Annotated in this window: 26 protein-coding genes; 16 read left to right on the top strand and 10 right to left on the bottom strand. The window is 59.3% G+C overall.

Annotated elements, in window-relative coordinates; all coding sequences use genetic code 11:
- The first annotated feature begins 303 nt into the window (after positions 1-303).
- The 8 genes from metK to ruvX all read left to right on the top strand — a co-directional run bounded on the left by metK (position 304) and on the right by ruvX (position 7,686).
- Complete coding sequence (gene metK / locus AC6I79_RS03960; RefSeq protein ID WP_058771539.1) at positions 304-1,455, top strand: methionine adenosyltransferase; 1,152 nt, start codon at positions 304-306, stop codon at positions 1,453-1,455.
- A gap of 521 nt (positions 1,456-1,976) precedes the next feature.
- Positions 1,977-3,371: a sugar porter family MFS transporter gene (locus tag AC6I79_RS03955; RefSeq protein ID WP_031279461.1), complete on the top strand. Its 1,395-nt coding sequence runs from the start codon at positions 1,977-1,979 to the stop codon at positions 3,369-3,371.
- A 105-nt stretch (positions 3,372-3,476) separates the two neighbouring features.
- Positions 3,477-3,989 (top strand): SprT family zinc-dependent metalloprotease, encoded by a 513-nt coding sequence (locus AC6I79_RS03950; RefSeq protein WP_088517903.1) that lies wholly within the window; start codon positions 3,477-3,479, stop codon positions 3,987-3,989.
- Between the two features lie 78 nt (positions 3,990-4,067).
- Positions 4,068-4,775 carry a deoxyribonuclease I gene (gene endA / locus AC6I79_RS03945; protein WP_104093687.1) on the top strand — a complete coding sequence of 236 codons (708 nt, stop codon included), beginning with the start codon at positions 4,068-4,070 and terminating at the stop codon, positions 4,773-4,775.
- A 73-nt stretch (positions 4,776-4,848) separates the two neighbouring features.
- On the top strand, positions 4,849-5,580 hold the full coding sequence (rsmE, locus tag AC6I79_RS03940) for a 16S rRNA (uracil(1498)-N(3))-methyltransferase (protein WP_021506632.1): 732 nt from the start codon (positions 4,849-4,851) through the stop codon (positions 5,578-5,580).
- 96 nt (positions 5,581-5,676) lie between these two features.
- A complete protein-coding gene (gene gshB / locus AC6I79_RS03935; RefSeq protein ID WP_021506631.1) occupies positions 5,677-6,621 on the top strand; it encodes a glutathione synthase in 945 nt (314 codons plus the stop codon).
- Between the two features lie 85 nt (positions 6,622-6,706).
- Positions 6,707-7,270, top strand: a complete 564-nt coding sequence (locus AC6I79_RS03930) for a YqgE/AlgH family protein (protein WP_021506630.1) — start codon at positions 6,707-6,709, stop codon at positions 7,268-7,270.
- A complete protein-coding gene (gene ruvX, locus AC6I79_RS03925) occupies positions 7,270-7,686 on the top strand; it encodes a Holliday junction resolvase RuvX (RefSeq protein ID WP_058757113.1) in 417 nt (138 codons plus the stop codon). The genes AC6I79_RS03930 and ruvX overlap by 1 nt, the downstream gene beginning before the upstream one ends.
- Positions 7,687-7,752: 66 nt before the next feature.
- Here ruvX and AC6I79_RS03920 read toward each other — a convergent pair whose 3' ends face one another.
- Positions 7,753-8,745 carry a type IV pilus twitching motility protein PilT gene (locus AC6I79_RS03920; RefSeq protein WP_238561556.1) on the bottom strand — a complete coding sequence of 331 codons (993 nt, stop codon included), beginning with the start codon at positions 8,743-8,745 and terminating at the stop codon, positions 7,753-7,755.
- Positions 8,746-8,761: 16 nt separating this feature from the next.
- Here AC6I79_RS03920 and AC6I79_RS03915 point away from each other — a divergent pair, with 16 nt between their 5' ends.
- From AC6I79_RS03915 to hemW, 4 genes are read left to right on the top strand one after another with little or no spacing between them, the layout of a single operon-like run.
- Positions 8,762-9,469, top strand: coding sequence for a YggS family pyridoxal phosphate-dependent enzyme (locus AC6I79_RS03915; protein WP_021506627.1), 708 nt, complete (start codon positions 8,762-8,764; stop codon positions 9,467-9,469).
- A gap of 12 nt (positions 9,470-9,481) precedes the next feature.
- On the top strand, positions 9,482-10,036 hold the full coding sequence (locus tag AC6I79_RS03910) for a YggT family protein (protein ID WP_021506626.1): 555 nt from the start codon (positions 9,482-9,484) through the stop codon (positions 10,034-10,036).
- A gap of 20 nt (positions 10,037-10,056) precedes the next feature.
- Positions 10,057-10,650: an XTP/dITP diphosphatase gene (locus tag AC6I79_RS03905; protein ID WP_104093689.1), complete on the top strand. Its 594-nt coding sequence runs from the start codon at positions 10,057-10,059 to the stop codon at positions 10,648-10,650.
- Positions 10,643-11,773: a radical SAM family heme chaperone HemW gene (gene hemW / locus AC6I79_RS03900; protein ID WP_104093690.1), complete on the top strand. Its 1,131-nt coding sequence runs from the start codon at positions 10,643-10,645 to the stop codon at positions 11,771-11,773. The genes AC6I79_RS03905 and hemW overlap by 8 nt, the downstream gene beginning before the upstream one ends.
- Before the next feature lie 70 nt (positions 11,774-11,843).
- Here hemW and AC6I79_RS03895 read toward each other — a convergent pair whose 3' ends face one another.
- From AC6I79_RS03895 to trmB, 4 genes are all read right to left on the bottom strand, one after another.
- Positions 11,844-14,099 (bottom strand): Ig-like domain-containing protein, encoded by a 2,256-nt coding sequence (locus tag AC6I79_RS03895; protein ID WP_498027581.1) that lies wholly within the window; start codon positions 14,097-14,099, stop codon positions 11,844-11,846.
- A gap of 210 nt (positions 14,100-14,309) precedes the next feature.
- On the bottom strand, positions 14,310-15,026 hold the full coding sequence (locus AC6I79_RS03890; protein ID WP_125310019.1) for a YggN family protein: 717 nt from the start codon (positions 15,024-15,026) through the stop codon (positions 14,310-14,312).
- Between the two features lie 172 nt (positions 15,027-15,198).
- Positions 15,199-15,525 (bottom strand): YggL family protein, encoded by a 327-nt coding sequence (locus AC6I79_RS03885; RefSeq protein ID WP_021313105.1) that lies wholly within the window; start codon positions 15,523-15,525, stop codon positions 15,199-15,201.
- Positions 15,525-16,244 carry a tRNA (guanosine(46)-N7)-methyltransferase TrmB gene (gene trmB, locus AC6I79_RS03880; RefSeq protein ID WP_021506621.1) on the bottom strand — a complete coding sequence of 240 codons (720 nt, stop codon included), beginning with the start codon at positions 16,242-16,244 and terminating at the stop codon, positions 15,525-15,527. Before trmB ends, AC6I79_RS03885 begins: the two co-directional genes overlap by 1 nt.
- Positions 16,245-16,398: 154 nt before the next feature.
- Between trmB and mutY the strand changes: the two genes are divergently transcribed.
- From mutY to mltC, 3 genes are read left to right on the top strand one after another with little or no spacing between them, the layout of a single operon-like run.
- Positions 16,399-17,484, top strand: coding sequence for an A/G-specific adenine glycosylase (gene mutY / locus AC6I79_RS03875; protein ID WP_159377883.1), 1,086 nt, complete (start codon positions 16,399-16,401; stop codon positions 17,482-17,484).
- Complete coding sequence (locus tag AC6I79_RS03870) at positions 17,484-17,756, top strand: oxidative damage protection protein (protein WP_010617014.1); 273 nt, start codon at positions 17,484-17,486, stop codon at positions 17,754-17,756. Before mutY ends, AC6I79_RS03870 begins: the two co-directional genes overlap by 1 nt.
- Before the next feature lie 54 nt (positions 17,757-17,810).
- The gene (gene mltC, locus AC6I79_RS03865; protein ID WP_159377884.1) at positions 17,811-18,890 is read left to right on the top strand and encodes a membrane-bound lytic murein transglycosylase MltC; all 1,080 of its coding nucleotides are present in this window, start codon (positions 17,811-17,813) and stop codon (positions 18,888-18,890) included.
- A gap of 67 nt (positions 18,891-18,957) precedes the next feature.
- Here the strand turns inward: mltC and AC6I79_RS03860 are convergent, their stop codons facing one another.
- Complete coding sequence (locus tag AC6I79_RS03860) at positions 18,958-21,105, bottom strand: ornithine decarboxylase (RefSeq protein ID WP_159377885.1); 2,148 nt, start codon at positions 21,103-21,105, stop codon at positions 18,958-18,960.
- A 560-nt stretch (positions 21,106-21,665) separates the two neighbouring features.
- On the opposite strand from AC6I79_RS03860, the gene acuI reads away from it, so the two are divergent.
- Positions 21,666-22,658, top strand: coding sequence for an acrylyl-CoA reductase (NADPH) (acuI, locus tag AC6I79_RS03855; RefSeq protein ID WP_159377886.1), 993 nt, complete (start codon positions 21,666-21,668; stop codon positions 22,656-22,658).
- A 10-nt stretch (positions 22,659-22,668) separates the two neighbouring features.
- Here acuI and AC6I79_RS03850 read toward each other — a convergent pair whose 3' ends face one another.
- Genes AC6I79_RS03850 through AC6I79_RS03835 form a run of 4 tightly spaced genes read right to left on the bottom strand, consistent with a single transcriptional unit; the run spans position 22,669 to position 26,287 of the window.
- Entirely contained in the window at positions 22,669-23,448 is a 780-nt protein-coding gene (locus AC6I79_RS03850) for a heme ABC transporter ATP-binding protein (RefSeq protein WP_159377887.1), read from the bottom strand.
- Positions 23,441-24,442 carry a FecCD family ABC transporter permease gene (locus AC6I79_RS03845; protein ID WP_127834537.1) on the bottom strand — a complete coding sequence of 334 codons (1,002 nt, stop codon included), beginning with the start codon at positions 24,440-24,442 and terminating at the stop codon, positions 23,441-23,443. The genes AC6I79_RS03850 and AC6I79_RS03845 overlap by 8 nt, the downstream gene beginning before the upstream one ends.
- The gene (locus AC6I79_RS03840) at positions 24,435-25,259 is read right to left on the bottom strand and encodes a heme/hemin ABC transporter substrate-binding protein (protein WP_159377888.1); all 825 of its coding nucleotides are present in this window, start codon (positions 25,257-25,259) and stop codon (positions 24,435-24,437) included. The genes AC6I79_RS03845 and AC6I79_RS03840 overlap by 8 nt, the downstream gene beginning before the upstream one ends.
- On the bottom strand, positions 25,256-26,287 hold the full coding sequence (locus tag AC6I79_RS03835) for a hemin-degrading factor (protein ID WP_159377889.1): 1,032 nt from the start codon (positions 26,285-26,287) through the stop codon (positions 25,256-25,258). The genes AC6I79_RS03840 and AC6I79_RS03835 overlap by 4 nt, the downstream gene beginning before the upstream one ends.
- Positions 26,288-26,329: the final 42 nt, after the last annotated feature.

Here is a 26,329-nt window from a genome sequence, read left to right as displayed (position 1 = left end):
AGTCTGACGCGGCAAAATGCAAAATCTTTGTCGGCGCGCTGCGGCGGGTGTCAGGAAAATATTCCAGTTGATCTGTAGCGATAAATGCGGATGGCGAAAAAGCACTGGAAAAACGCGCACTGAGTGACCTAAAATAGCCGTCCAGATGGTTTTCCATCTAAACTGATTAACATCCAGGCGGTGTGAGCCTGGTACGCTGACACTTCCTACTGCTTGCGGCTTTGCCTGAAGGGGCGTCGAGCTGGCATCATCCCGCTTACGCTATGCAGTCGAATTCAAACCATTTGCAAGGTAAAGAACAGAATGGCTAAACACCTTTTTACATCCGAGTCCGTATCAGAAGGACATCCTGATAAAATCGCCGATCAGATTTCCGATGCCGTGCTGGACGCCATCCTTGAACAGGATCCCAAAGCACGTGTCGCCTGCGAAACCTACGTAAAAACCGGTATGGTGCTGGTTGGCGGTGAGATCACCACCAGCGCCTGGGTCGATATCGAAGAGATCACCCGTAATACCGTACGTGAAATCGGCTATGTTCATTCCGATATGGGCTTTGATGCTAACTCCTGTGCGGTGCTGAGCGCGATTGGTAAACAGTCGCCGGACATCAACCAGGGCGTAGACCGTACCGATCCGCTGGAACAGGGCGCGGGCGACCAGGGCCTGATGTTTGGTTACGCCACCAATGAAACCGACGTGCTGATGCCGGCACCGGTGACCTACGCGCACCGTCTGGTGCAGCGTCAGGCTGAAGTGCGTAAAAACGGTACGCTGCCATGGCTGCGCCCGGATGCCAAAAGCCAGATTACCTTCCAGTACGACGGCGGCAGGATCGTCGGTATCGATGCGGTAGTGCTGTCAACTCAGCATTCAGAAGAGATTTCTCAGGCCGATCTGCGTGAAGCGGTGATGGAAGAGATCATCAAGCCGGTACTGCCGACCGAGTGGATCAACGCCAGCACCAAATACCACATCAACCCAACCGGTCGTTTCGTGATCGGCGGCCCGATGGGCGACTGCGGCCTGACCGGTCGTAAAATCATCGTCGATACCTACGGCGGCATGGCTCGTCACGGCGGTGGCGCGTTCTCCGGCAAGGATCCGTCGAAAGTTGACCGTTCAGCGGCTTACGCTGCGCGCTACGTGGCGAAAAATATCGTTGCCGCTGGCCTGGCCGATCGCTGCGAAATCCAGGTTTCTTACGCGATTGGTGTGGCAGAACCGACCTCAATCATGGTGGAAACCTTCGGTACCGAGAAAGTTTCAACCGAACAGCTGACGCTACTGGTGCGTGAATTCTTCGACCTGCGTCCATACGGTCTGATTCAGATGATGGATCTGCTGAAGCCAATCTACAAAGAAACCGCTGCCTACGGTCACTTTGGTCGTGAACACTTCCCGTGGGAACAGACCGACAAAGCCGCCCAGCTGCGCGAGGCCGCAGGCCTGTAATCAACGCGGGTGCGGGCAACGGCTCTCACCCCGATCTTCTCTTAGCGGAGAAGGTAAAATCGAGCCCGCGCAAGCGGGCTTTTTTACTGGCGAAATTTCCACGCTTTCGTCCCTGACCGCTTCCCCTATCCCGCCTCTGCACCATCACACTTTTTGTCTATACCACCGCAGGCGCATTTTTCAGCGCTGTCTACACTGTTAGCACTGCGCTTACAACAAAGTGTTAACGATTACATTTTGAAATCCTTTTAATATCTTCAATTTAGAGATTTTTCAGCGTAGTAACGGTGATGAAAATGCGTTATTTTCAGCGTCGTCTGATAGCCGATATTTATAGTGATGTCAGAAACTTAAAGGGTGCTATACCTTACTGGTTATGTGACTGATTCGGGCAAAAAATGCTGGATTACAGGGTTTCAGCGTGTGTAACCGATTACATCGATGTGATCGCACTCACTTTTTCCCGCAGGCAGCTTACTTAACATTGATAAAAACAAAGATGGATAAACTTCGGAGGCAATATGCCTGGTAATACTCACAAAAGCAGAACCTCAAACAAGGCGATGACCCTGTTTGTCTGCTTTCTGGCCGCTCTGGCGGGCCTGCTGTTCGGTCTGGATATCGGCGTTATCGCCGGTGCCCTGCCCTTCATCGCGAAAGATTTCAACGTTACCGCACATCAGCAGGAGTGGATCGTCAGCTCAATGATGTTCGGTGCTGCGGTCGGTGCCGTGGGCAGCGGCTGGATGTCTTCGCGTCTCGGCCGTAAAAAGAGCCTGATGGCCGGTGCCATCCTGTTCGTTATCGGTTCACTGTGGTCGGCAATGGCGCCAAACCCGGAAATGCTGATTGCCGCACGCGTGGTGCTCGGCCTTGCCGTCGGCGTTGCCTCTTATACCGCCCCGCTGTATCTCTCGGAAATCGCACCAGAGAAGATCCGCGGCAGTATGATTTCCCTGTATCAGCTGATGATCACCATCGGTATTCTCGGCGCTTACCTGTCGGACACCGCGTTCAGTGCCTCGGGCGACTGGCGCTGGATGCTGGGCATCATCACTATTCCGGCGGTGCTGCTGCTGGTTGGCGTGGTGTTCCTGCCAAACAGCCCGCGCTGGCTGGCGGCGAAAGGTGACTTCCGCGATGCACAGCGCGTGCTGGACCGCCTGCGTGACACCAGCGAGCAGGCGAAACGCGAGCTGGATGAGATCCGCGAAAGCCTGAAGATCAAACAGTCCGGCTGGCAGCTGTTCCAGAGCAACAGCAACTTCCGCCGCGCGGTGTTCCTCGGCGTGCTGTTGCAGGTGATGCAGCAGTTCACCGGCATGAACGTCATCATGTACTACGCACCGAAAATCTTCGAAATCGCCGGCTTCGCCAATACCACGCAGCAAATGTGGGGCACGGTGATCGTAGGTCTGGTGAACGTGCTGGCCACCTTTATTGCTATCGGTCTGGTGGATCGCTGGGGCCGTAAACCAACGCTGGTGCTGGGCTTCCTGGTGATGGCAGCCGGTATGGGCATCCTTGGTACCATGCTGCACATTGGCATTAACTCTGCCGGTGAGCAGTACTTTGCCATCGCCATGCTGCTGATGTTCATTGTTGGCTTCGCGATGTCAGCCGGTCCGCTGATTTGGGTACTGTGTTCTGAAATTCAGCCGCTGAAAGGGCGTGATTTTGGTATCACCGTCTCTACCGCGACCAACTGGATTGCCAACATGATCGTTGGTGCCACCTTCCTGACCATGCTGAACTCGCTGGGCAACGCGCCGACTTTCTGGGTCTACGCCGCGCTGAACGTGTTCTTTATTCTGCTGACGGTCGCGCTGATTCCGGAGACCAAAAACGTCTCGCTGGAGCACATCGAGCGCAACCTGATGTCGGGCAAAAAACTGCGCGATATCGGCCAGCAGTAAGGCCAGACGCGTTAACCGGGGCTGCCGCAGGGCGGCCCTTTTTTTTATCTGCCGCCTGTGCGCATGCAGTTGCGTACCCCGCGGCAACGCCTTATGCTGCCGCACATGAAAACGCCACGTCTGCCCATCGCCCTGCAACAAGCCGTCATGCGCTCGCTGCGCCATTTTTTGCAGCTGGCTCAGCAAAAACTCGAACGTCATTTCGAAGAGCCAACGCTGGTTTATCAGCAGCGCGGTACGGCCGCAGGCACCGCGTGGCTGGAGCAGTGGCAAATTCGCCTCAACCCGGTGCTGCTGCTGGAAAACCAGCAGGCTTTTATTGATGAAGTGGTGCCGCATGAGCTGGCGCATCTGCTGGTGTGGAAAACCTTCGGCCGCGTACCGCCGCACGGCAAAGAGTGGAAGTGGATGATGGAGGACGTGCTGGGCGTGCCCGCCCGCCGCACCCACCAGTTCGCCATCACTTCGGTGCGCAGCAATACCTTCCCCTATCGCTGTCGCTGCCAGCAACATCAGCTGACGGTACGCCGCCATAACCGCGTGGTGCGTGGTGAGAGCGAATATCGCTGCGTGCATTGCGGTACGCTGCTGCAACCCGGTGAATACGCAGCGGATTAGTCCGCGATTCTCATTCCCCGCGCCCGGCCATTCTGTTACCCTGCCGCCCTTTTTCGGTACCAGGTTATTTTTTGGAATATGTCTCGCAAAACGCTGTTATTACTCTCTCTGCTGGTCGCGCCGCTCAGCGCGTACAGCCTCAGTCTCACCCATTACAACCAGAACAATTTTCAGCAGGCGAAAGTGGTCGCGGCAAAGATCAACGCGGATGCGCCGGCGGATTTTTACTGCGGCTGCAAAATCAGCTGGCACGGTAAAAAAGGCGTGCCGGATCTGAGCAGCTGCGGCTATAGCGTGCGCAAGAACGCCAACCGCGCGGAACGCATCGAGTGGGAACACGTCATGCCGGCGTGGGAGTTTGGTCATCAGCGTCAGTGCTGGCAAAATGGCGGACGGAAAAACTGCAGCAAAGACGCAGACTACCGCCGCATCGAAAGCGATCTGCACAACCTGCAGCCAGCCATCGGCGAAGTGAACGGTGACCGCAATAACTTCCAGTACAGCCAGTGGAACGGTGACGAGCAGCAGTACGGTCAGTGCAGCATGAAGATCGATTTTAAGCAGAAGCGCGCCGAGCCTCCCGAGCGCGCGCGCGGCGCCATCGCCCGCACCTACTTCTATATGCGCGACCAGTATCATCTGCGCCTGTCACGCCAGCAAACCCAGCTGTTCACCGCGTGGAACAAGCAGTATCCGGTCACGCCGTGGGAGTGCGAACGTGACCAGCGCATCGCCACGGTGCAGGGAAATCACAATTCCTGGGTACAGCAGGCTTGCCAGCGCTGAAAGCGCTACCCTACACTAGCTTTTTTCGATTGGGCCGCATCGCGCGATGCGGCATAACGCCGGCAGGAACCGCATGCGCATACCCCGCATTTATCACCCCGAAGCTCTAACCGTTAACAGTGAAGTTCTGCTTGATGAGGATGCCGCCAACCACGTCGGCCGCGTGTTGCGCATGAGCGCCGGACAGCAGATCGAGCTGTTTGATGGCAGTAATCTGACTTTTAGCGCCGAAATCACCCAGGCCGACAAAAAGCGTGTAAAAGTAAAGGTCCTTGCCAGCCAGCCTGACGATCGCGAATCCCCGCTGCACTTACACCTCGGTCAGGTGATGTCGCGCGGTGAAAAAATGGAATTCACTATCCAGAAATCGATCGAACTGGGCGTGAATGTGATTACGCCCTTGTTTTCTGAACGCTGTGGCGTAAAGCTGGATGCCGAACGCCTGGCGAAAAAGATTCAGCAGTGGCAGAAAATTGCCATCGCCGCCTGCGAGCAGTGCGGTCGTAATCGCGTGCCGGAAATCCGCGCCGCGATGACGCTCGAAGCCTGGTGCGCCGAAGCGGATGACGGCCTGAAGCTCAATCTGCATCCGCGCGCCAGTCACAGCATCAATACGCTGCCGCAGCCGGTTGAGCGCGTACGGCTGCTGATTGGCCCGGAAGGCGGCCTGTCGGCAGAGGAAATTGCCATGACGGCGCAGCACGGCTTTACCGATATCCTGCTCGGTCCGCGCGTTTTGCGCACCGAAACCACGGCGCTCACCGCCATCACGGCACTTCAGGTGAGGTTTGGTGACCTCGGTTAAGGGATACTTTCAGCCCGAAGACACACGCAGATAACTGACCAGCACAACGCTTTCGCACGGAACGGGGTGGCTGAATTCCCCTTTGAGGAGAGAATAATGATTAAGCTTGGCATCGTTATGGACCCGATTTCGTCCATCAACATTAAAAAAGACTCCAGCTTCGCCATGTTGCTGGAAGCACAGCGCCGCGGTTATGAAATTCACTACATGGAGATGGGCGATCTGTCGCTGCGCGGTGGCGTGACTTACGCGCGCACCCGGCTGCTGAGCGTCGAGCAGAACTACGATCAGTGGTATACGTTTGGCAGCGAGCAGACTATCCCGCTGGCCGATCTTAACGTGGTGCTGATGCGTAAAGACCCGCCGTTTGATACCGAGTTCATTTACGCCACTTATCTGCTGGAGCGCGCGGAAGAGCAAGGCACGCTGATCGTTAACAAACCGCAGAGCCTGCGTGACTGCAACGAAAAACTCTACACCGCCTGGTTTGCCGACCTGACGCCAGACACGCTGGTGACGCGCAACAAAGAGCAGCTGCGCGCGTTCTGGCAGGAGCATGGCGATGTGATCTTCAAGCCGCTCGACGGCATGGGCGGCGCGTCGATTTTCCGCATCAAAAAAGATGATGCCAACTTCGGCGTGATCACCGAAACGCTGACCAACCACGGTCAGTTCTTCTGCATGGCGCAAAATTATCTGCCGGCGATCAAAGACGGTGATAAACGCGTGCTGGTGGTCGATGGTGAACCGGTGCCATACTGCCTGGCACGCATTCCGCAGGGCGGCGAAACCCGTGGCAACCTCGCCGCCGGTGGCCGCGGCGAAGCCCGTCCGCTGAGCGACAGCGACTGGGAAATTGCCCGCCGCGTAGGTCCGACATTGAAAGCCAAAGGGCTGATTTTTGTCGGCCTCGATATTATCGGTGATAAACTGACAGAAGTTAACGTCACCAGCCCAACCTGCATCCGCGAAATCGAGGCGGCGTTCCCGGTCTCCATCACCGGCATGCTGATGGACGCGATTGAAAAACGTTTGGGCTGAGGATGCCGCAGGAGTGAGAGCTCCGTGAACCACCCAAAGCCGGTGCAGCCGTTCAGCACCGGCTATTTTTGGTAAACGAGTGAGAATGAATTTACAGCACCATTTCTTGATTGCGATGCCGTCGCTGCAGGACCCTTTCTTCAAACGCTCGGTGGTGTATATCTGCGAGCATAACGAAGAGGGTGCCATGGGTTTGATCGTTAACAAGCCGATGGACAACCTGACGGTCGAAGGCATCCTGAAAAAACTTAAAATCAGCCCATCAGAACGCGATCCTGCCATCAAACTGGACAAACCGGTGTTTGCCGGTGGTCCGCTGGCGGAAGATCGTGGCTTTATTCTGCACTCGGCCCAGCGCGTATTCTCCTCCAGTATCCGTATTTCTGACAATACGGTGATCACCACTTCACGCGATGTGCTGGAAGCGATCGGCACGCGTGAACAGCCAGAGAACGTGCTGGTAGCGCTGGGTTATTGCGCATGGGAGAAGGATCAGCTGGAAAATGAGCTGCTGGAGAATGCCTGGCTGACCACGCCGGCCAATACGCAAATCCTGTTCCAGACGCCGATTGCCGAACGCTGGCGTGAAGCCGCGCGCAGCATGGGTGTGGACATCCATAACATGACCAGCGATGCAGGGCACGCCTGATGGCCAGTGAAACGCTGCTCGGCTTCGACTTCGGTACCAAAAGCATCGGCGTCGCCATCGGGCAACAGCTGACCGGCACTGCGCGCCCGCTCACCGCGCTGAAAGCGCAGGACGGCACGCCGGACTGGGAACTCATTGGTAAGCTGCTGAAAGAGTGGCAGCCGGATTACGTGGTGGTTGGCCTGCCACTCAACATGGACGGCAGCGAACAGCCGCTGACGGCGCGCGCGCGCAAGTTTGCTAACCGGCTGCATGGCCGCTTCGGCGTGCGTGTGGAGCTGCAGGATGAGCGCCTGAGCACCGTTGAAGCGCGTGCCGACCTGTTCGAACGCGGCGGCTATCGCGCGCTGCAGAAAGGCCATATCGATTCGCAGTCCGCGGTGATTATCCTGCAGGACTGGTTCGAGACGCATTAAATCAGCCCGGACGCGGCCGCGCGGTTTCGCGCCGCCGTGTCGGCGGTTCTCAGGGCACGTCCCTGCTCAAATTAATCCCGCCTCACGCCGGGCCAGCTCGCTCTGGGCGAAAGTCTGCATCCCTGCCTGCGCGCCGGTCTGCAACACACCAGGCAGCTGATGCATTTTGCCTTCGCGGATCAGGTTAGCGACCGCCGGCGTCGCCACCAGTACTTCAAACAGGCCAATGCGGCCGCCGGCTTTGGCGGCGACTAAACGCTGCGCCAGCACCGCTTTCAGGCTGCCGGCCAGCTGCGTGCGCACGAGGTTTTTCTCCTCGGCCGGAAACACATCCACCAGCCGGTCCACCGCCTGCGTCGCGCCGCGCGTATGCAGCGTGGCCAGCACCAGATGGCCGGTCTCAGCAGCGGTCAGCGCCAGCCGGATGGTGTCGCTGTCGCGCAGCTCACCCAGCAGGATCACATCCGGATCTTCACGCAGCGCCGCTTTTAATCCGAGCTGAAACGAAGCGCAGTGCGCGCCGATTTCGCGCTGCTGAATCAGCGAACGCTGGCTGTGATGGACAAACTCGATCGGATCTTCCAGCGTGATAATGTGTCGCGCCTGCTGACGATTTAGGCTATCCACCAGCGCCGCCAGCGTGGTGGATTTGCCGCTGCCGGTCGCGCCGGTGATGAGGATAAGCCCTTCCTCCAGCTGCAGCAGCGAGCGCACCACGTCCGGCAGCTGCAGGCGCGCTATATCCGGTGGCTGACTGGCAATCAGCCGCAGCGCCAGCGCCAGTCCGTGACGCTGGCGGAACAGATTGGCGCGCAGCCGGCTGCCGTTGCCGAGCGTGATGGCGAAATCGACGTGACCGCTGCTGGCTAACTCGCTGCGCTGCGCGGCGCTAAGCCACTGCTCGCTAAAGGCCTGCAGCCAGCGCTCAGGCAAGCTGTACTGTTGCGGTATTGGCTCCAGCACGCCCTGCCGGCGCCAGTGCGGTAAATGTCCGCTGCAAAGGTGCAGATCGGCCGCATTATGCTTTACACTAAGCGCCACAACGTCATCCAAATCCATTTAACTTCTCCTGACTATGACTTCCATTGAGCACAACTTACAGCAAGTGCGCGAGCGGATCGCTGCTGCCGCCGCGCGTTGCGGCCGCGCGCCAGAAGAAATTACGCTGCTTGCAGTGAGCAAAACCAAACCTGCGAGCGCTATCGCAGAAGCCATTGCCGCCGGACAGCGCGCCTTCGGTGAAAATTACGTGCAGGAAGGGGTTGAAAAAGTTGCCGAACTGGCCGCACATCCTGATCTGCAATGGCACTTTATCGGGCCGTTACAATCCAATAAAAGCCGTCTGGTGGCGGAAAACTTTGCCTGGTGCCACACCGTTGACCGCCTGCGTATCGCGCAGCGGCTGAACGATCAGCGTCCGGCCGCGCTGCCGCCGCTCAACGTGTTAATTCAGGTAAATATCAGTGACGAGCACAGCAAATCTGGCATCATGCTGGAGGCCGTCGCCGGGCTGGCACAACAGATTGCCGCCCTGCCGCGTTTGCGCCTGCGTGGGCTGATGGCGATTCCGGCGCCCGAGCAGGATTACGCGCGCCAGCTGGCGGTGTGCCAGCAGATGGCCAGCGCGTTTCGCGCCTTGCAACAGGACTATCCAGGCGTCGATACGCTTTCTCTGGGAATGAGCGACGATATGGATGCGGCGATTGCCGCAGGCAGTACGATGGTGCGCATCGGCACCGCGGTATTTGGCGCGCGGGATTATGCACGCCCTTCACAACAATAATTGAGGAACCTCATGTTAACACTGACGTTTTTAGTCAAAACGCTGATTGATCTGTACGTGATGGTGCTGCTGCTGCGCATCTGGATGCAGTGGTCACGCTGTGACTTTTACAATCCGCTGGCGCAGTTTGTCGTGAAGATCACCCAGCCGATTGTTAAACCGCTGCGCCGCATTTTGCCGGCGCTGGGACCGATTGACACCGCGTCACTGCTGCTGGCATTCGTGCTGACCACGCTGAAATATCCGATTCTGCTGCTGATTCAGGTCGGGGTGTTCTCCGTCGATCCGACCAACCTGCTGGTGGGCCTGCTGTCACTGGTCAAATCCGCCGGCTATCTGGTGTTCTGGGTGATCATCATTCGCTCGCTGATGAGCTGGATCAGCCAGGGACGCGGCGCGATGGACTATGTGCTGATCCAGCTGACCGAACCGCTGATGGCACCGATTCGCCGTATCCTGCCGGCGATGGGCGGCATCGATTTCTCGGCGATGATCGTGATTCTGGTGCTGTATGCGCTGAACTTCCTCGGTATGGACCTGTTCCCGGGTCTCTGGTACCTGCTGTAATTCGTTAATCTGGAACTGTTATGCAAAAAGTTGTGCTCGCCACCGGTAATCCGGGCAAAGTACGTGAACTGGCCGATCTGTTAGCGGCCTTCGGCCTGGATATCGTGGCGCAAACCGAGCTGGGCGTAGAGTCTGCCGAAGAGACCGGGCTGACCTTTATCGAAAACGCCATCCTGAAAGCGCGTCACGCGGCGCAGATCACCGGCCTGCCGGCGATTGCCGATGACTCCGGGCTGGCGGTCGATGCGCTGGGCGGCGCGCCGGGCATTTACTCGGCGCGCTATGCCGGCGTTGATGCCAGCGACCAGCAGAATCTCGACAAACTGCTGCAGGCACTGGAGCTGGTGCCGAACGGCGAGCGCCAGGCTCAGTTCCACTGCGTACTGGTGTACGTGCGTCACGCCGCTGACCCGACGCCACTGGTGTTCCACGGCAGCTGGGCCGGGGAGATTACCCGCGCGGCCGCCGGTGAAGGCGGTTTCGGTTATGATCCGATCTTCTACGTGCCGGCGCTGGGTAAAACCGCCGCCGAGCTAAGCAAGGATGAAAAGCGTGCCGTGTCGCACCGGGGTAAAGCATTGACGCTGCTGCTGGAAGCGATGCGCAATGCCTGAGTTACCACCGTTAAGCCTTTATATCCACATCCCGTGGTGCGTGCAGAAATGTCCGTACTGCGACTTCAACTCGCACGCGCTCAAAGGCGAAGTGCCGCATAGCGAGTATGTACAGCATCTGCTCAAGGATCTTGACCAGGATCTGCCGCTGACCGCCGGGCGCGAAGTGCGCACCATCTTTATCGGCGGCGGCACGCCCAGCCTGCTGAGCAGCGAGGCGATGCAGCAGCTGATGGACGGCGTGCGTGCGCGCCTGCCGCTGGCGGCGGACGCCGAAATCACCATGGAAGCCAATCCGGGCACGGTGGAAGCCGATCGCTTCAGCGGCTATCAGCGGGCGGGCATTAACCGGATTTCGATTGGCGTGCAGAGTTTCAGTCCGCAAAAGCTGACGCGCCTGGGCCGCATCCACGGTCCGGACGAGGCGGTCCGCGCGGCACAGCTGGCGGCCGGTCTCGGCCTGCGCAGCTTTAACCTCGACCTGATGCACGGCCTGCCGGATCAGTCGCTGGAAGAGGCGCTGGACGATTTGCGCCAGGCGATTGCCCTCAACCCGCCGCATCTGTCGTGGTATCAGCTGACCATTGAGCCCAACACGCTGTTTGGTTCACGCCCGCCGGTTTTGCCGGATGACGATGCGCTGTGGGATATCTTTGAGCAGGGTCATCAGCTGCTGAGCGCCGCAGGCTATCAGCAGTATGAAACCTCGGCCTACGCCAAACCGGGCTATCGCTGCGAGCATAACCTGAACTACTGGCGCTTCGGTGATTACCTCGGCATCGGCTGTGGCGCGCACGGCAAGCTGACGCAGCCGGACGGGCGCATCGTGCGCACGGTGAAAACCCGTCACCCGCGCGGTTTTATGAAGGGCAACTATCTGGATAAGCAGCATGACGTGCCGGACGAGGACAAGCCGTTCGAGTTCTTTATGAACCGTTTCCGCCTGCTGGAAGCCGCGCCGCGCGCCGACTTTCAGCGCTACACCGGGCTGGAAGAGGCAGTGATTCGCCCGCAGATCGACGCAGCCATTGCCGCCGGTTATGTGCAGGAGCAGCCAGAGCACTGGCAGATCACCGAAAAAGGCAAACTGTTCCTCAATTCGCTGCTGGAGCTGTTCATGTAAATTCAGCGGAGAAGGCGCGCGCCTTTTCCGCTGGCAGCCGTGCTGTCCGGCACGGCTGCATCTGTTACGCTCAGGCGACCATCACCTCATTATTGATTAACAGCGTCGCGCTGTGGTCGACACTCTCAAAAACCTGCCACACTTTGCCACCGCTCTGCTGCGTCCCCTGCTGCTGCCACTGCTGATAAAATTGCGTGCTATCGCTGAGCTGCACCACGTCGCCGGCATCACCATCAATCAGCCAGCTGCGCGTGCGCTCTGGCAGCAGCACATCCTGGTGCGCCTGCTGCAACAGCTGCTGCGCATCCAGCTGCAGCAGATTGTCTCCTGAGCCAGTGAGATCGATATGCTGCAGGCCGCTGATATGCTGCGTCAGCTGCTGATAATCAAGCTGCTGATGTTCTCCTTCCAGCACCAGCGCAGAGAAGCCCTGCAGCAGTTGTCCGCTGTGCGCCGCCAGCCACTGCTGCACATCATTCAGATGCAGCTGCGCGCCCTCCTGTTCCTGCGTTTCCGGCAGCGTATGGTGCTGTATCAGGCTCTCATCTTTGCCCCAGCGCACAGTATCAATAATCCAGCCGACATCGCGCTTCACCAGCACGTTCCAGCACAGCACTTTTTTATAGGTATCCGGATCTTCACCTGAATGGACGTCAATATAGCCAATCTGCTGGCCCGCCGGAGCCTGCCAGCTAAAGGTGTTCAACCCCTGCTCAGACCGGCTGGCGCCACCGGGCTGCAGGTATTCGCGCCCCAGCAGCTCACCGCTGGGTGAAAAGATATCCACGTAGGTATCGCAATTGTGGAGATAGCCATAATTGAACTCCACGTAATTGGTGGCACCAAAATCAAACTGCACGACTGAATGATCCAGCATCTCAATCGCTTTGCTTTCATAGCCATCCGGCCGGTTCATGATGCCGGTATAGAAACAGTTGTTGCTGGTGCCATGTTTCAGTTCGGTGACTTTCAACCCGCCGTACTGATACACCCGGCCGGTTTGCCAGCTGGTATTGGCGCGACAGTTCCAGTTCTCTTCGCCAGAACTGTGCTTCACGCCAGAGTCATAGTTAATCATCCAGTTGGGCGCATAGTTGCTGATGTTACCCGCCAGATCGACTGCTTTTACCGTAAAGTTGTTGCTACCCGGCTGCATGTCGCGGTCCGGAGTAATCTGCCAGCGGCCATCGGCCCCCACCGTCGCGCTGCCGGCTGCCACGCCGTTCTGGTACAGCGTCACCTGACTGTAAGGCTCAGCCTGTCCGGAAAAATCGAGCCGCTTATCGTCGGTGGTCTGGCCCGGCAGCACCGGCTGGATGGTGCCGACGTCATCGATAGCCTGCAGGATGGTGGGCGTGTTGATACGGGTGTCGATGGTCAGCGTCCAGCTGTCGCTCCATTGACTGACGTTGCCAGCCTTATCGCTGCTGCGGCTGCGAAAACGCCAGTCGCCGTCCGGCAGCAGATCCTGCGGCGGTGTCCAGTGCCAGTGGCCGCTGCTGTCGACGGTGGCCGTACCGCCGGCAACCCACTTTCCGCCCGGTGCGGCATACTGAATGCGCACCACGCTGCCGGGCTCGGCTTCACCGTGCAGTTCCGGCCGGACATCATCGGTGGGTTGGCCGCGGCCAAACTGGCCCTGATACAGCCCGCGATTGTCGTCGTAATAGCTGAACGTCGGCGTTTCCGGGGTAAGCGTATCAAGATGAAAGGTCCACTTCGGCGACGGCTGACTGCGGTTGTCGGCGCGGTCCTCGGCCTGCGCCGTCAGGTTATAGGTTCCGTCCTGCGGCAGATCGAGCTGCGCCTGCCAGTTGCCCTGCGCATCGGCACGCACAGAGGCGAGAAGTTGGTTGCCATTATAGAGATAAACCAGCGCGTTGGCTTCCGCCTGCCCGCGTACCACCGGCTGATCATCGTTGGTATAGCCGTTACGCCTGATGCTGTTACCGTCCTCCACGCCGCCGGCAACGTGGTCTTCAATCGCTTCAATGATCGGTCTGGCGGGCGGATGGGTATCGATATTGTAATCAACACGCGTAGGTGCGCTGTGATTGCCGGCGGCATCCACGGCGGTGAAGGTTAGCTGGTATTCACCATCGGCCATCGGCTGCGGCGGCATCCACTCGAAGTGGCCATTGATCACCGGCACGCGTAGCGGATTGCCACCGTTAACCGTTACGATGACTTCAACGGCGTCCGGCGTTTGTACCGTTCCCTGCCAGCGTTTTTGCGGATCGTTGTACCAGCCGCGTTCGGCAACGATAACCACAGGGGGTGATAAAACCGGGTGTGAACTGGAAGCAGAGGTGTCAGAAAATAACATAAAATTTCCTTAAAAATTAATAAGTTCAACAGGCTGAATGCCCGTTGATATAGTTATTAATGCGGAAATTTTGCTGTTATCAGATTCGTCCCGAATCTAAGACAATCTGTTAAATCACTACTTAAAAGCTGCGGGGATAAAAAAGGCGTTACTGTTCAGAAGAACAATGACGCCGTGATGTTCCGTGCATTCAGCGGCAACGCGGCTGGGTTAGCCCTTTACGTTCTGCATCAGCGTCTTGCGCTGGCTCTCCAGTGCGGTCACCCGGTTACACACTTCATGACCGAAGTTCTGGAAATCCTGCTCCTGATTGTTCCATTCAGTCTGAATCGACTGCTGTAGCCCGCCGAGGTTGCCCATCAGCGCCTGCAGCGGATTGCTGCCGCTGGCGGCCTGTTTGGTACCCATCTCGTTCAGGCTATCCTGCAACACCCCGCCCAGCGTGCTCTGCACCAGCTTCTCGCCGTCGGCGCGCACCTGCTCAATGGCCTGATGATGGAAGGTCAGGCCATCCGGGCGATGCTCGATGATGCGGTTCATCTGCTGCTTCAGCTGACCGTTCAGCGTGGTCAGGCGATTGCGCACATTGCTGTCCGAGCCGAGTTTTTCGACAATCACTTTATCCAGCGCCACGCGGCCCCGCTCCAGACGGGTGGTTGCGCCGCTGTCGACCCACGGCAGATCGCGACGCAGCGCGTTCTGGTAGTCAATCGCCTGCTGGCGCGTGGCGTTATCGATGCTCACCGACTTGCCGTTGAACTGCACATCGCCCTGCGGCGTGATTTCAAGGTTGCCGTTGCTGCCCACCACCTGCACGCTCTGGGGTTTGATGATCACATCATCCTTTGGATTGACGCTGCACTGATAGTCAGCATGCGCCTGAGCTGCCGCCAGCAGCAGCGCGGCGAGAAGAGCCTTACGAACCATGAAATCTCCTGCAGATGTGAATAGTCTGATAAGCGGTGGCATTGTGCTGCGTCTGGCGATGCGCAATAAATTGCGCCGCTACGAAAGGTGCATTGGACAAGCGAATCAACCAACACGCACTGAATGTGTAGCGGCGCGATTCATCGCGCGAAGTTATCGCCAGTGGTGATACTTAGTCCCACCAAACGTCGAAGAGTTCAGTGACCTGAATATCGGCGAGATTTTTCTTTTCCAGCCAGTTACGCACCAGCTCGCGGTGCGCGTCGGTGCATTTGCCGGTCTGCTGCAGACACACCAGCCCTTCCCACACCAGATAGCCGCTGCCGTCATAGGCCAGACCATTCGGATCGATCACCTCATTGATGAACTGATCGAGCGTGGCATCCACCTCTTCCTCACTGGTGCCTTCGGCAAAACGCCAGGCAACAGAGAAGCCCAGCTCCTGAAACTCATCAACATGCAACTTTTTACGTAAACGGCGGCTACGTTTTACAGCCATTATTTCACCCTCTCAAACATCAGATCCCATACGCCATGGCCCAGTCGCTGCCCGCGCTGCTCAAATTTGGTTAACGGACGCGTTTCCGGACGCGGCACGTAATTCTGGCTCTCCGACTGATTGCTATAGCCATCAATGCTGCTCATCACTTCCAGCATGTGCGTGGCGTACTCTTCCCAGTCGGTCGCCATGTGGAACACGCCGCCCAGCTTCAGCTTGCGCAGCACCAGCTCGGCAAACGGTACCTGGACGATGCGGCGCTTGTTGTGGCGCGCCTTATGCCATGGATCCGGGAAAAACAGCTGCACCATGCGCAGCGAATTGTCCGGCACCATGTTTTCCAGCACTTCCACCGCGTCGTGACACATCACGCGCAGATTCTGCACGCCAGCCTCTTTGGCCGAGGCCAGACAGGCACCGACGCCCGGCGCATGCACTTCAATGCCGAGGAAGTTCTGATGCGGATTGTTCTGCGCCATGGTCACCAGCGAGGCGCCCATGCCAAAACCAATCTCCAGCACCAGCGGCGCTTCGCGGCCAAACAGCGCAACCATGTCCAGCGGCTGCGGCTGATACTCGACGCCCATCTCCGGCCAGTAATTGTCGAGCGCGAGCTGCTGTCCTTTCGTTAAGCGCCCCTGGCGGCGCACAAAACTGCGGATACGGCGTAAAGGCCGCCCGTTCTCATCAAATTCCGGGGTGATGACGTCATTAATCATGTTGAAACCTGCTGGTTAGCCTGTTCAGGGAAACGGGCATTATGCAAAGTTAAGTAACAGAAGCAAGCCTTTGCAATCTTCCGGTTTACACCCTGATGTCTCTGTGCTGGAATTCCTGCCTGATTGTAGAGTAAACACGGAAAATTTCCTTCTTATGATGCAGGCGCCGCAGTTCGCGCAACAGGTGCTGGAGTGGTATCAACGCTTTGGCCGTAAAACTCTGCCGTGGCAGTTGGAGAAAACGCCCTATAAGGTGTGGCTCTCCGAAGTGATGCTGCAGCAGACGCAGGTTGCCACCGTTATTCCCTATTTCGAACGCTTTATGGCGCGCTTCCCCACGGTTGCCGACCTGGCCGCCGCGCCGCTTGATGAAGTGCTGCATCTGTGGACCGGCCTCGGCTATTACGCACGGGCGCGTAACCTGCACAAGGCGGCTAAACAGGTGGTTGAGCTGCACGGCGGCGTATTCCCGCCTCATTTCGATGACGTCGCGGCGCTGCCGGGCGTCGGCCGCTCCACGGCGGGCGCGATTCTGTCGCTGTCGCTCGGCCTGCATTTCCCGATCCTCGACGGCAACGTAAAACGCGTTCTGGCGCGCTGCTATGCAGTGAGCGGCTGGCCGGGCAAAAAAGAGGTGGAGAAGCGGCTGTGGCAGATCAGTGAAGACGTCACGCCAGCGGAAGGCGTCAGCCAGTTCAATCAGGCGATGATGGATCTCGGCGCGTTAGTGTGTACTCGCTCCCGCCCGAAATGCGACATCTGCCCGCTGAATAGCGGCTGCGCGGCTTATGCACAAGGCAACTGGGCTGATTATCCCGGTAAGAAACCGAAAGTCACGCTACCAGAGCGCAGCGGCTGGTTCCTGATGCTGCAGCACGGCGACGAGGTGTTTCTGGAACAGCGTCCGCCGGTGGGTTTGTGGGGCGGCCTGTTCTGCTTCCCGCAGTTCACCAGTGAGCAAGCGCTGACTGACTGGCTGGCGGCGCGCGGCATCCACGCGAAGCCGCAGCAGCTTACCGCGTTTCGCCACACCTTCAGCCATTTCCACTTAGATATTGTGCCTATGTGGCTGGCGTGGCCTTCCTCCGGGTCGCTGATGGATGAAGCCGGCGGTCTCTGGTATAACTTAGCGCAACCACCGTCAGTGGGGCTGGCCGCGCCGGTAGAGCGCCTGCTGCATGAGCTGCGCCATCCCCGGCAGCTTCAACTGCGAACCAGTTTGACCGAAGAGGAAGAGTAATGAGCCGCACTATTTTTTGTACTTATCTGCAACGCGACGCTGAAGGCCAGGACTTTCAGCTCTATCCTGGCGAACTGGGTAAGCGCATCTACAATGAGATTTCCAAAGAAGCCTGGCAGCAGTGGATGTCCAAGCAGACCATGTTGATCAACGAGAAGAAGCTCAACATGATGAACCCGGAAGATCGCAAAGTGCTGGAGAAGGAGATGGTGAATTTCCTGTTCGAAGGCAAAGATGTGCACATTGAAGGTTACACCCCGCCAGAAAAATAAACGTTCAGGGCCTCCCTTTGAGGCCCTCTTTTTCGAGTCAGGCACGCATTCACAATGAATAAAAAACTGATAGCACTGCTGGTCATCGCACCCCTGTTAGTCTCCTGCTCCGGACAAAAAAAATCGCAGTACCATGAAGAGTGGGTTAAGGACACCAACGGTTTTGACATTCTGATGGGGCAATTTGCCGCCAACATCGAGAATATCTGGGGAATCAATGAGGTTCTGATCGCCGGACCCAAGGACTACGTCAAATACAGCGATAACTATTACACCCGCAGTCACATCAACTTCGACAGCGGTAGCATCACCATTGAGACCATTTCCGGCACCGATCCGATGGCCAGCCTGCGTCAGGCCATCATCACCACGCTGTTGATTGGTGACGATCCGGGTAACGTCGATCTCTACTCCGACGCCAACGATATTCAGATCAGTAAAGAGCCGCTGCTGTACGGCCAGGTGCTGGATAATACCGGTCAGCCGATCCGCTGGCAGGGACGCGCCGGTAACTTTGCTGATTACCTGATTCAGAACAAACTGCAGAAACGCACCTCCGGGCTGCACGTTATCTGGTCGGTGACCATTCCGATGGTGCCTAACCACCTCGACAAACGTGCGCATAAATATCTGCCGCTGGTGCGCAAAGCCTCCGAACAGTATGGCGTTGATGCCTCGCTGATTCTGGCGATCATGCAGACCGAATCGAGCTTCAACCCTTATGCGGTAAGCAACGCCGATGCGCTGGGTCTGATGCAGGTGGTGCAGCATACTGCCGGGGTCGACGTGTTCCGCATGAAGGGCAAATGGGGTAAACCGAGCCGCAGCTATCTGCTCGATCCGGCCAATAACATTGATGCCGGTACCGCATATCTGTCGCTGCTGCAGAAGAGCTATCTCGGCGGGATTCAGGATCCGCTGTCGCGCCGTTACGCAGTGATCACCGCTTATAACGGCGGGGCGGGCAGCGTGCTGCGCGTGTTCTCCAGCGATAAAGACCGCGCCTTCGCCACCATCAACGGCATGTCACCGAGCCAGGTGTATCAGACGCTGACCACCAACCATCCGTCGGCCGAGTCGCGCCGCTATCTGTACAAAGTGAGCCAGGCACAGCGCAGCTACCACCGTTATTGATTAGCGCTCATCGCCACCTTCTCCCGCCCGCGGGAGAAGGTGGCGTGCGGTGGGGGAACAGCCCCTCTTATAACATCATATTCGCCACTAACCGCTTGTGCCCGCTGTCATCTTCCTCGGTGTAAACCCCCTGCAACTCCGGTGAAAAGCCCGGCAGCAGATTGATACCCGCTTCCAGCGCGAGGAAATAGCGCTGCACTGCCCCGCCCCAGGTTTCGCCTGGCACCACACACAGCACACCCGGCGGATACGGCAGCGCCCCCTCGGCGGCAATGCGCCCTTCGGCGCTGGCGATCGGCACCAGCTCAACGTCACCGCGAATATACGCCTGATGCGCATCCTGCGGATTGACCTCGACTTTCGGGAAACACGCCTGGCGGAACATGTCGCGCTGCAGATCCTTAACGTCGTAGCTGACGTACAAATCGTGCATCTCCTGGCACAGGCGACGCAGCGTGTAGCCCTGATAGCGCTCAACGTGCCTGCGATACACGCTCGGCAGCACTTCGGCCAGCAGCGCATCTTCCCGCACGTGCTGTTCAAACTGCTCCAGCATCGCCACCAGATGCGCCATTTTTTCCGGCGTTTCCGCTGGGGTCAGCAGGAACAGGATTGAGTTGAGATCGCACTTCTCCGGCACGATACCGTTCTCGCGCAGATAGTTGGCGAGAATGGTGGCCGGAATGCCAAAGCGGGTGTATTCGCCGCTGGTGGCATCGATGCCTGGCGTGGTGAGCAGCAGCTTGCACGGATCGACCAGATACTGTCCGGCATCGTAACCGGCAAAACCGTGCCACTTCGCGCCCGGTTCAAAGCTGAAATACGCCGGATCAGCGGCGATGGTGGCGGTTTCTGCCGCCTGCCATGGCTTGCCGTGTACCTGCTCCGGCAGGAAGGGCTGAATCAGGCTGCAGCGCTCAAGGATCGCTTTGCGTGCCTCAATGCCCAGCGTGACGCAGTCGTGCCACATGCTGCGCCCCGCTTCGCCCTGATGCATTCTGGCGTTGATATCCAGCGCAGCGAACAGCGGATAGAACGGGCTGGTTGAGGCGTGCAGCATAAACGCGTTGTTCAGGCGCTTATGTGGGCAGAAGCGTTTCTGGCCGCGAATGTGGTTATCTTTCTTGTGAATCTGCGAAGTCTGCGAGAAGCCCGCCAGCTGCTTATGCACCGACTGGGTGACAAAAATCCCCGGATCGTTCTCATTGAGCTCCAGCGTCAGCGGCGAGCAGCCGGCCATCAGCGGAATAAACTGCTCATAACCCAGCCATGCCGAATCAAACAGAATGTAATCACACAGATGCCCGATGCGATCCACCACCTGGCGCGCGTTGTATACCGTGCCATCGTAGGTACCAAGCTGGATGATCGCCAGCCGGAACGGGCGCGGCTGATCCGCGCGCTGTGGCGCGACCTGGCGCACCTGCTCGCGCAGATACGTCTCGTCGAAACAGTGCGCATCGATGCCGCCAATAAAGCCAAACGGGTTACGCGCCGCTTCCAGATAAACCGGTGTGGCGCCTGCCTGGATCAGCGCACCGTGGTGGTTAGATTTGTGGTTATTGCGGTCAAACAGCACCAGATCGCCGCGCGTCAGCAGCGCATTGGTCACCACTTTGTTGGCGCTGGAGGTGCCGTTCAGCACGAAGTAGGTTTTATCGGCGTTGAACACGCGCGCGGCATATTTCTGCGCATCCTTGGCCGAGCCTTCGTGGATCAGTAAATCGCCCAGCTTGACGTCCGCGTTACACATATCGGAGCGAAAGACGTTCTCGCCGTAGAACTCATAAAACTGGCGTCCGGCCGGATGACGGCGGAAAAACGCCCCGCCCTGATGGCCCGGACAGGCAAAGGTGCTGTTCTGCATATCGACATAGCGCGTCAGGGTGTCGAAAAACGGCGGCAGCAGTTCCGCCTCGTACGCCTGCGCCGCCAGCTCCAGCGCCTGCCACTCTTCCGCTGCGCCGTTGATCTCTCCGGTCACGCCCGGCAGCGTCAGCACCGCGTCATCAAAGGCGTTCGCGACAAACACCGGCAGATTGAAGCCAGTCTGGCGCAGCAGCGTCAGCACGCCGCTGCGTGTATCGGCCAGCGAGACCACTACCGCGGCTACGTCGGTGAAATCGGTATTATCCAGCGTCACCACGTCGCGCGCGGTGTTGAGACTCAGGCTTGGCGCTACCGCTACGCTGGCAGCAATTTTCAATGGGTTCATAACACAAATCCCCGTAATGAAGGATGAGTGGGTGCCAGTGGCACAGCAATGAGGAAATTTCCCCGGCGAATAACGTCCGGCGGCCGCAACCGATAGACATCAGTAAAGCCAGATCGCGTCTGTCTTTACTCATATCCAACAGCGAACGGGGCGTAGCCTCACCGCATGGTGAGCGGGAAATGCGAACAACAGATGACAGAGGCGCGCTTGTCATGAAGCGCACGGCGACAAGTGCAGATGTGCATTGTACCGGACATGGCGGCGTCCTCAGCGATGAAGATGGGGAAGAAATTCGGGCGACATGATGGCATCTTTTTTTACCGGGAACAACCAATCAGCGCGGAATTTTGATGCAGAACGCCAATGCGCCACTTCATTGATTTACATGAATAATAGTTAAGGCGTCTATTTTTAACTGCCTGAATAGTCGAAGATTACGCAAAGTTATGCAGAATGTAACACCGGTGCGATAGCGACCGCCTGCCGCGCCCATCCGCCTGGCACTCCCTGCGGCAGAAGCGTACTATGGAGCGCACTTCTCCCAACCAGCCGGAGGCTGCATGTTCAAGGCACTGGTCATTGAAAATGATGAACAGGGATACCGCACATCCCTGCAGGATCTGTCAGAGCAACAATTACCCGATCAGGATGTTACCCTCGAAGTAAGCTACTCCACCCTCAACTACAAAGACGCGCTGGCCATCTGCAATAAAGGGCCGATTGTGCGCCAGTTTCCCATGGTGCCGGGCATCGATTTTGTTGGCCGGGTGATCCACAGCCGTCATCCGGAGTGGCAGCAGGACGATGTTGCGCTGCTCACCGGCTGGGGCGTGGGTGAAAAACACTGGGGCGGGCTGGCGCAGAAAGCCAGCGTCTCCGGCGACTGGCTGGTCAAGGTCCCGGCGGCGCTCAGCCCGCTGCAAACCATGGCGATTGGCACCGCCGGCTTTACCGCGATGCTGTGCGTACTGGCGCTGGAAAAACAGGGCATCACACCGCAGCACGGTCCGGTACTGGTTACCGGTGCCAGCGGCGGCGTGGGCAGCTTCAGCGTGAGCCTGCTGGCGCGTCTCGGCTATGAGGTGGTGGCATCCAGCGGCCGCGCCAGCGACAGCGCCTACCTTCTCGATACGCTCGGCGCCTCCGCGATTATCGACCGTAACGAACTGAGCGCGCCCGGCAAACCGCTGGCGAAAGAGCGCTGGGCCGCCGCGATCGATAGCGTCGGCAGCCACACGCTGGCCAATGTGTTAGCCGGGATCCAGCGCGACGGCGTGGTCGCCGCCTGCGGCATGGCGCAGGGCCTCGATCTGCCCACCAGCGTTGCGCCGTTTATTCTGCGCGGCGTTACGCTGGCCGGCGTGGACAGCGTGATGTGCGCCAAACCGCTGCGTCAGCAGGCGTGGCAGCGTCTGGCGGAGCTGGTTGACGGCGCGCAGCTGGAGCAGATGACCAAAGTGATTCCACTGAGTGAGGCGCGCGCAGGCGCAGAACAACTGCTGGCGGGCCAGGTGCGTGGTCGGCTGATTGTCAATTGCCGCCAGGCGCCCTGACCCGGTGCAGTTATGGCCGCAGCTGTATCTGCGGCCGATCCTGCGCTGGCGGCGTAACCACCTGCAGGTCGGCCTGATACCAGCGTGTCAGAATCGGTTCGGTCATCACCGCGTGCGGCGCGCCCTGCGCCACCAGCTGGCCGTGGTGTAACAACAACACCCGATCCGACCACAGTGAGGCCAGATTCAAATCGTGCAGCACCGCGCAGACGCTGAAGCGGCCATTGCGCGTCAGCCGGTGCAGCAGGCGCAGAGTGGACTGCTGCCAGTAGAGATCGAGCGCGGAGGTGGGTTCATCCAGCAACAGCCAGCCGCGCGGGCTGTCGTCATGCCACAGCTGCGCCAGCACCCGGGCCAGCTGCACGCGCTGCTGCTCCCCGCCCGACAGCGACCGATAGTCGCGCTGCGCCAGCGGCGCGCTGCCGGTTAACTGCATCACCTCCTGCACCACCGCCTGGCAGTTACCGGCCGGCCAGGGTGCGCGCCCCATCGCCACCACGTCGGCAGCCGGCAGCGGAAAGGTGACGCTGTTTTGCTGGCGCATCACCGCGCGGCGCTGCGCCAGCGGTTCACGCGGCCAGGCCGCCAGTGGACGATCGCCCAGCCAGCATTCGCCGGCGTCCGCGTGCAGAAAGCCGGTCAGCAGCCGCAGCAGCGTCGACTTACCGGCACCGTTAGGACCGATCAGGGCAACCATTTCGCCCGGCGGCAGCGTCAGGGAAACATCATCGATTAAGGTACGCGTTCCCCGGCAAAACCGCAGTCCGCGCGCCTGCAACTGCTCACTCATTCAGCCCCCTTTGCTGGCGCAGAATCTGCCACAGGAACCACGGCCCGCCCAGCAGACTGGTTAGCAGCCCGACCGGCATTTCGGCCGGAATCACCACGGTGCGCGCCAGCGTATCCGCCAGCAACAGCAGAATCGCTCCCGCCAGCGCCGCGCCCGGCAGCAGCCAGCGGTGGTCACTGCCGAGACAAAAACGCATCACGTGCGGCACCACCAGCCCGACAAAACCGATAATGCCGCTGACCGCCACCGCCGTGCCCACCAGCAGCGCACTCAGCACCAGCAGCTGGCGCTGCGTGCGTTTAACATCGACGCCCATATAGTGCGCGTCCTCTTCGCCCAGCTGCAGCAGATTGAGGCGACGCGCGCGCGTCTGTACCAGCAGCAGCGCCGGAACGATCAGCAGCGCACACACCAGCAGGCTCGGCCACTGGGCACCCGTCAGGCTGCCCATGCCCCACAGCGACAGCTGACGCAGCTGCTGGTCGTTGCTCAGCCACGACAGCACGCCAACCGCCGCGCCGCATAGCGCATTAATCGCAATGCCCACCAGCAGCAGGCGCGCCAGCTGGCCCTGCGCCAGCCGGCTAAAGCTGAAGATCAGCAGCGTCACTACCAGGCTGCCGGCAAACGCTGCCAGCGAGGGCAGCCATAGCGCCAGCAGCGGCGGCAGGCTGACCGGCAACACCACTGAGAGCGCCACCGCCAGCCCGGCACCGCTGCTGATACCCAGCAGTCCGGGATCGGCCAGTGGATTACGAAACAGCCCCTGCATCACCGCACCGGACACCGCCAGCGCCATGCCAGTCAGCACCGCCAGCAATACGCGCGGCAGGCGAATTGTAAGCCAGATTTGCCAGGCCAGATCGCTGAGCGGCGCCTGCCACAGCGTGCGCAGCGACAGCGGCATCGCGCCGAGGTTGGCCGCCAGCAGCATGCACACCAGCATGCTGATACTCATTAACATCAGCCAGCGCATCATCAGGCGGTTAATCATGCTGCGCGGCTTCCGCCGCATGGCGCAGGCGCAAAATCGCGCCCGGCGTATCGAGGCCGAAACTCAGCAGCGCCATCTCGTCAATCACCAGCAGCGCGTGATGCTGGCCGGCCGGCGTGAGCTTCAGGCCCGGCAGCGCCCACACCGCCTGTTCGCCACCCAGCGTGCGCAGCCCCTCTTCGCCGACCACCACCAAATCCGGTGCTGCCGCCACGACGCCCTCCTGCGACAGCTGCTGATAATGCGGCACCGCGCCCATGGCATTGACCAGGCCGGCAGCGCGAATTGCGCCGTCAGCGCCGGTCTGCGCGCCAGCCGCCTGGGTGCGTAAGCCACCGTGCGCCATGATAAACAGCACTTTCACCGGCAGCGGCTGCTGCGGTAGCTGCGCACGCTGTTTGTTGACCTTGTCGATCAATGCGCGGGCCGCCTGTTCACGCTGCAGCGCGTTGCCAATGGTGGCGATTTTGTCCGTGATGGCATCGAGGCGGTTATCCCCACTGACCTCCACCACCGTTACCCCGGCGTCCGCCACCTGCTGCAACACCAGCGACGGTTTAGCCAGCGCACTGGCCAGTACCAGCGTCGGTTTCAGTGCCAGAATGCCTTCCGCGTTGAGCTGGCGCATGTAGCCGACATCCGGCAGCCTGGTGGCCGCCGCCGGATGCTGGCTGGTGCTGTCGCGCGCCACCAGCTGCGCCTGCGCATCCAGCGCGTAGACGATCTGCGTTACATCGCCCCCGATAGTAATGATGCGCTGCGCCGCCCACGCCGGCAGCGTCAGCAGAGCAAGCAGTGTCAGGATCAGCGCTTTCATGCGGCGGCTCCTGTCGGCGTCAGCGCCATCACCTGCTCGCGCCAGCGTGCCTGTTCCGGCGTGCCCTCGCTGCGCTGGCCGTACAGCTGGGCAATCTGCGTGCCATCGGCAGCGAACAGCTCCAGACTGGTGACGAAGCCATCGCCGCCCGGCTTGCGCGTCACCCAGCTCTCGTGAATGCGATCCGCCATCAGATGCAGCGTGAATGTGGGGTTAAAAACGTTAATCCAGTTATCCAGCGGCACCACTTTCCCGATAGTGCCGGTAAAGATCTGGGTACAGCCGCGATTGCCGACGAAGATCATGATTTCATTGCCATCCTGCTGTACCTGGGCCAGCAGCGTTGCCAGCGCGGTGTTGCTCACCTGACGCGCTAAATCATCCGGCACCGCGCGAAACGCCTGCGGCCGCGAGAGATGGTGACGCTTCAGCAGGCCAAAGAACTGATGCACATCGGTCATGGCACGCCACTCCGCTTCGACAGTGCCGGCATCCACCCTGTCGCTGAACGGCGTGGCGCTGACCGGCTGCGGCTGCAGCTGAGGCGCGTGCGCCAGCCGGAAGCGCTCAATCAACGCCTGCCACGCCGGCATCTCCGTTTGCGCGGTGGTGTAAATTTTCAGCACCGCATCGGCGTGACGATCGAAAATCTGTATGCTCTGCCGTTCGCCGTGCGCGGTCTGCTCGCGCAGGAAGAAAGCACTGTGCCACTGCGCGGGAAACACACGCTGGTCGAGCGCACGCGGATTAAGCACCAGCCCGCCATGTTCGCCGAGATGCAGATTGCTGTAGGTTCCCACCTGTTCGTGCACCGCCCAGGCATTGCGCGTAACACTTTTGGTCTCACCCACTGCCGCCAGCGCCGTCAGCAGCGCCGGAAAATCGGCGCGCAGCGGCTGCGCGTCGTGGCCCACGCGCGCTTCGCACAGCTGTGCTTCCCCTATGCCCATCAGCGCGGCTAAATCACGCGCGTACATTTTTGGCTGCTGGCCTTTCAGCGCCAGATAGTGTTGATAGCGTTGATGCATTGCGCTTGCTCCCGTGAAAATGCCCTGCGCCACCGCAGGGCG

It is taken from the genome of gamma proteobacterium symbiont of Scutellera amethystina (assembly GCF_059730845.1).
The sequence above is the reverse complement of the archived record's forward strand: the minus strand, read 5'-3'. Positions and strand labels throughout refer to the sequence as shown.

Coding starts and splice junctions, on each gene's coding strand:
- AC6I79_RS03870 (WP_010617014.1), top strand. CDS start 17,484: ATGAGCCGCACTATTTTTTGTACTTATCTGCAACGCGACGCTGAAGGC.
- AC6I79_RS03885 (WP_021313105.1), bottom strand. CDS start 15,525: ATGGCTGTAAAACGTAGCCGCCGTTTACGTAAAAAGTTGCATGTTGAT.
- hemW (WP_104093690.1), top strand. CDS start 10,643: ATGCCTGAGTTACCACCGTTAAGCCTTTATATCCACATCCCGTGGTGC.
- AC6I79_RS03835 (WP_159377889.1), bottom strand. CDS start 26,287: ATGCATCAACGCTATCAACACTATCTGGCGCTGAAAGGCCAGCAGCCA.
- AC6I79_RS03850 (WP_159377887.1), bottom strand. CDS start 23,448: ATGAGTGAGCAGTTGCAGGCGCGCGGACTGCGGTTTTGCCGGGGAACG.
- metK (WP_058771539.1), top strand. CDS start 304: ATGGCTAAACACCTTTTTACATCCGAGTCCGTATCAGAAGGACATCCT.
- trmB (WP_021506621.1), bottom strand. CDS start 16,244: ATGATTAATGACGTCATCACCCCGGAATTTGATGAGAACGGGCGGCCT.
- AC6I79_RS03910 (WP_021506626.1), top strand. CDS start 9,482: ATGTTAACACTGACGTTTTTAGTCAAAACGCTGATTGATCTGTACGTG.
- AC6I79_RS03920 (WP_238561556.1), bottom strand. CDS start 8,745: ATGGATTTGGATGACGTTGTGGCGCTTAGTGTAAAGCATAATGCGGCC.
- AC6I79_RS03950 (WP_088517903.1), top strand. CDS start 3,477: ATGAAAACGCCACGTCTGCCCATCGCCCTGCAACAAGCCGTCATGCGC.
- ruvX (WP_058757113.1), top strand. CDS start 7,270: ATGGCCAGTGAAACGCTGCTCGGCTTCGACTTCGGTACCAAAAGCATC.
- AC6I79_RS03905 (WP_104093689.1), top strand. CDS start 10,057: ATGCAAAAAGTTGTGCTCGCCACCGGTAATCCGGGCAAAGTACGTGAA.
- AC6I79_RS03930 (WP_021506630.1), top strand. CDS start 6,707: ATGAATTTACAGCACCATTTCTTGATTGCGATGCCGTCGCTGCAGGAC.
- AC6I79_RS03915 (WP_021506627.1), top strand. CDS start 8,762: ATGACTTCCATTGAGCACAACTTACAGCAAGTGCGCGAGCGGATCGCT.
- rsmE (WP_021506632.1), top strand. CDS start 4,849: ATGCGCATACCCCGCATTTATCACCCCGAAGCTCTAACCGTTAACAGT.
- AC6I79_RS03860 (WP_159377885.1), bottom strand. CDS start 21,105: ATGAACCCATTGAAAATTGCTGCCAGCGTAGCGGTAGCGCCAAGCCTG.
- AC6I79_RS03955 (WP_031279461.1), top strand. CDS start 1,977: ATGCCTGGTAATACTCACAAAAGCAGAACCTCAAACAAGGCGATGACC.
- AC6I79_RS03840 (WP_159377888.1), bottom strand. CDS start 25,259: ATGAAAGCGCTGATCCTGACACTGCTTGCTCTGCTGACGCTGCCGGCG.
- gshB (WP_021506631.1), top strand. CDS start 5,677: ATGATTAAGCTTGGCATCGTTATGGACCCGATTTCGTCCATCAACATT.
- AC6I79_RS03895 (WP_498027581.1), bottom strand. CDS start 14,099: ATGTTATTTTCTGACACCTCTGCTTCCAGTTCACACCCGGTTTTATCA.
- acuI (WP_159377886.1), top strand. CDS start 21,666: ATGTTCAAGGCACTGGTCATTGAAAATGATGAACAGGGATACCGCACA.
- mltC (WP_159377884.1), top strand. CDS start 17,811: ATGAATAAAAAACTGATAGCACTGCTGGTCATCGCACCCCTGTTAGTC.
- AC6I79_RS03845 (WP_127834537.1), bottom strand. CDS start 24,442: ATGATTAACCGCCTGATGATGCGCTGGCTGATGTTAATGAGTATCAGC.
- AC6I79_RS03890 (WP_125310019.1), bottom strand. CDS start 15,026: ATGGTTCGTAAGGCTCTTCTCGCCGCGCTGCTGCTGGCGGCAGCTCAG.
- endA (WP_104093687.1), top strand. CDS start 4,068: ATGTCTCGCAAAACGCTGTTATTACTCTCTCTGCTGGTCGCGCCGCTC.
- mutY (WP_159377883.1), top strand. CDS start 16,399: ATGATGCAGGCGCCGCAGTTCGCGCAACAGGTGCTGGAGTGGTATCAA.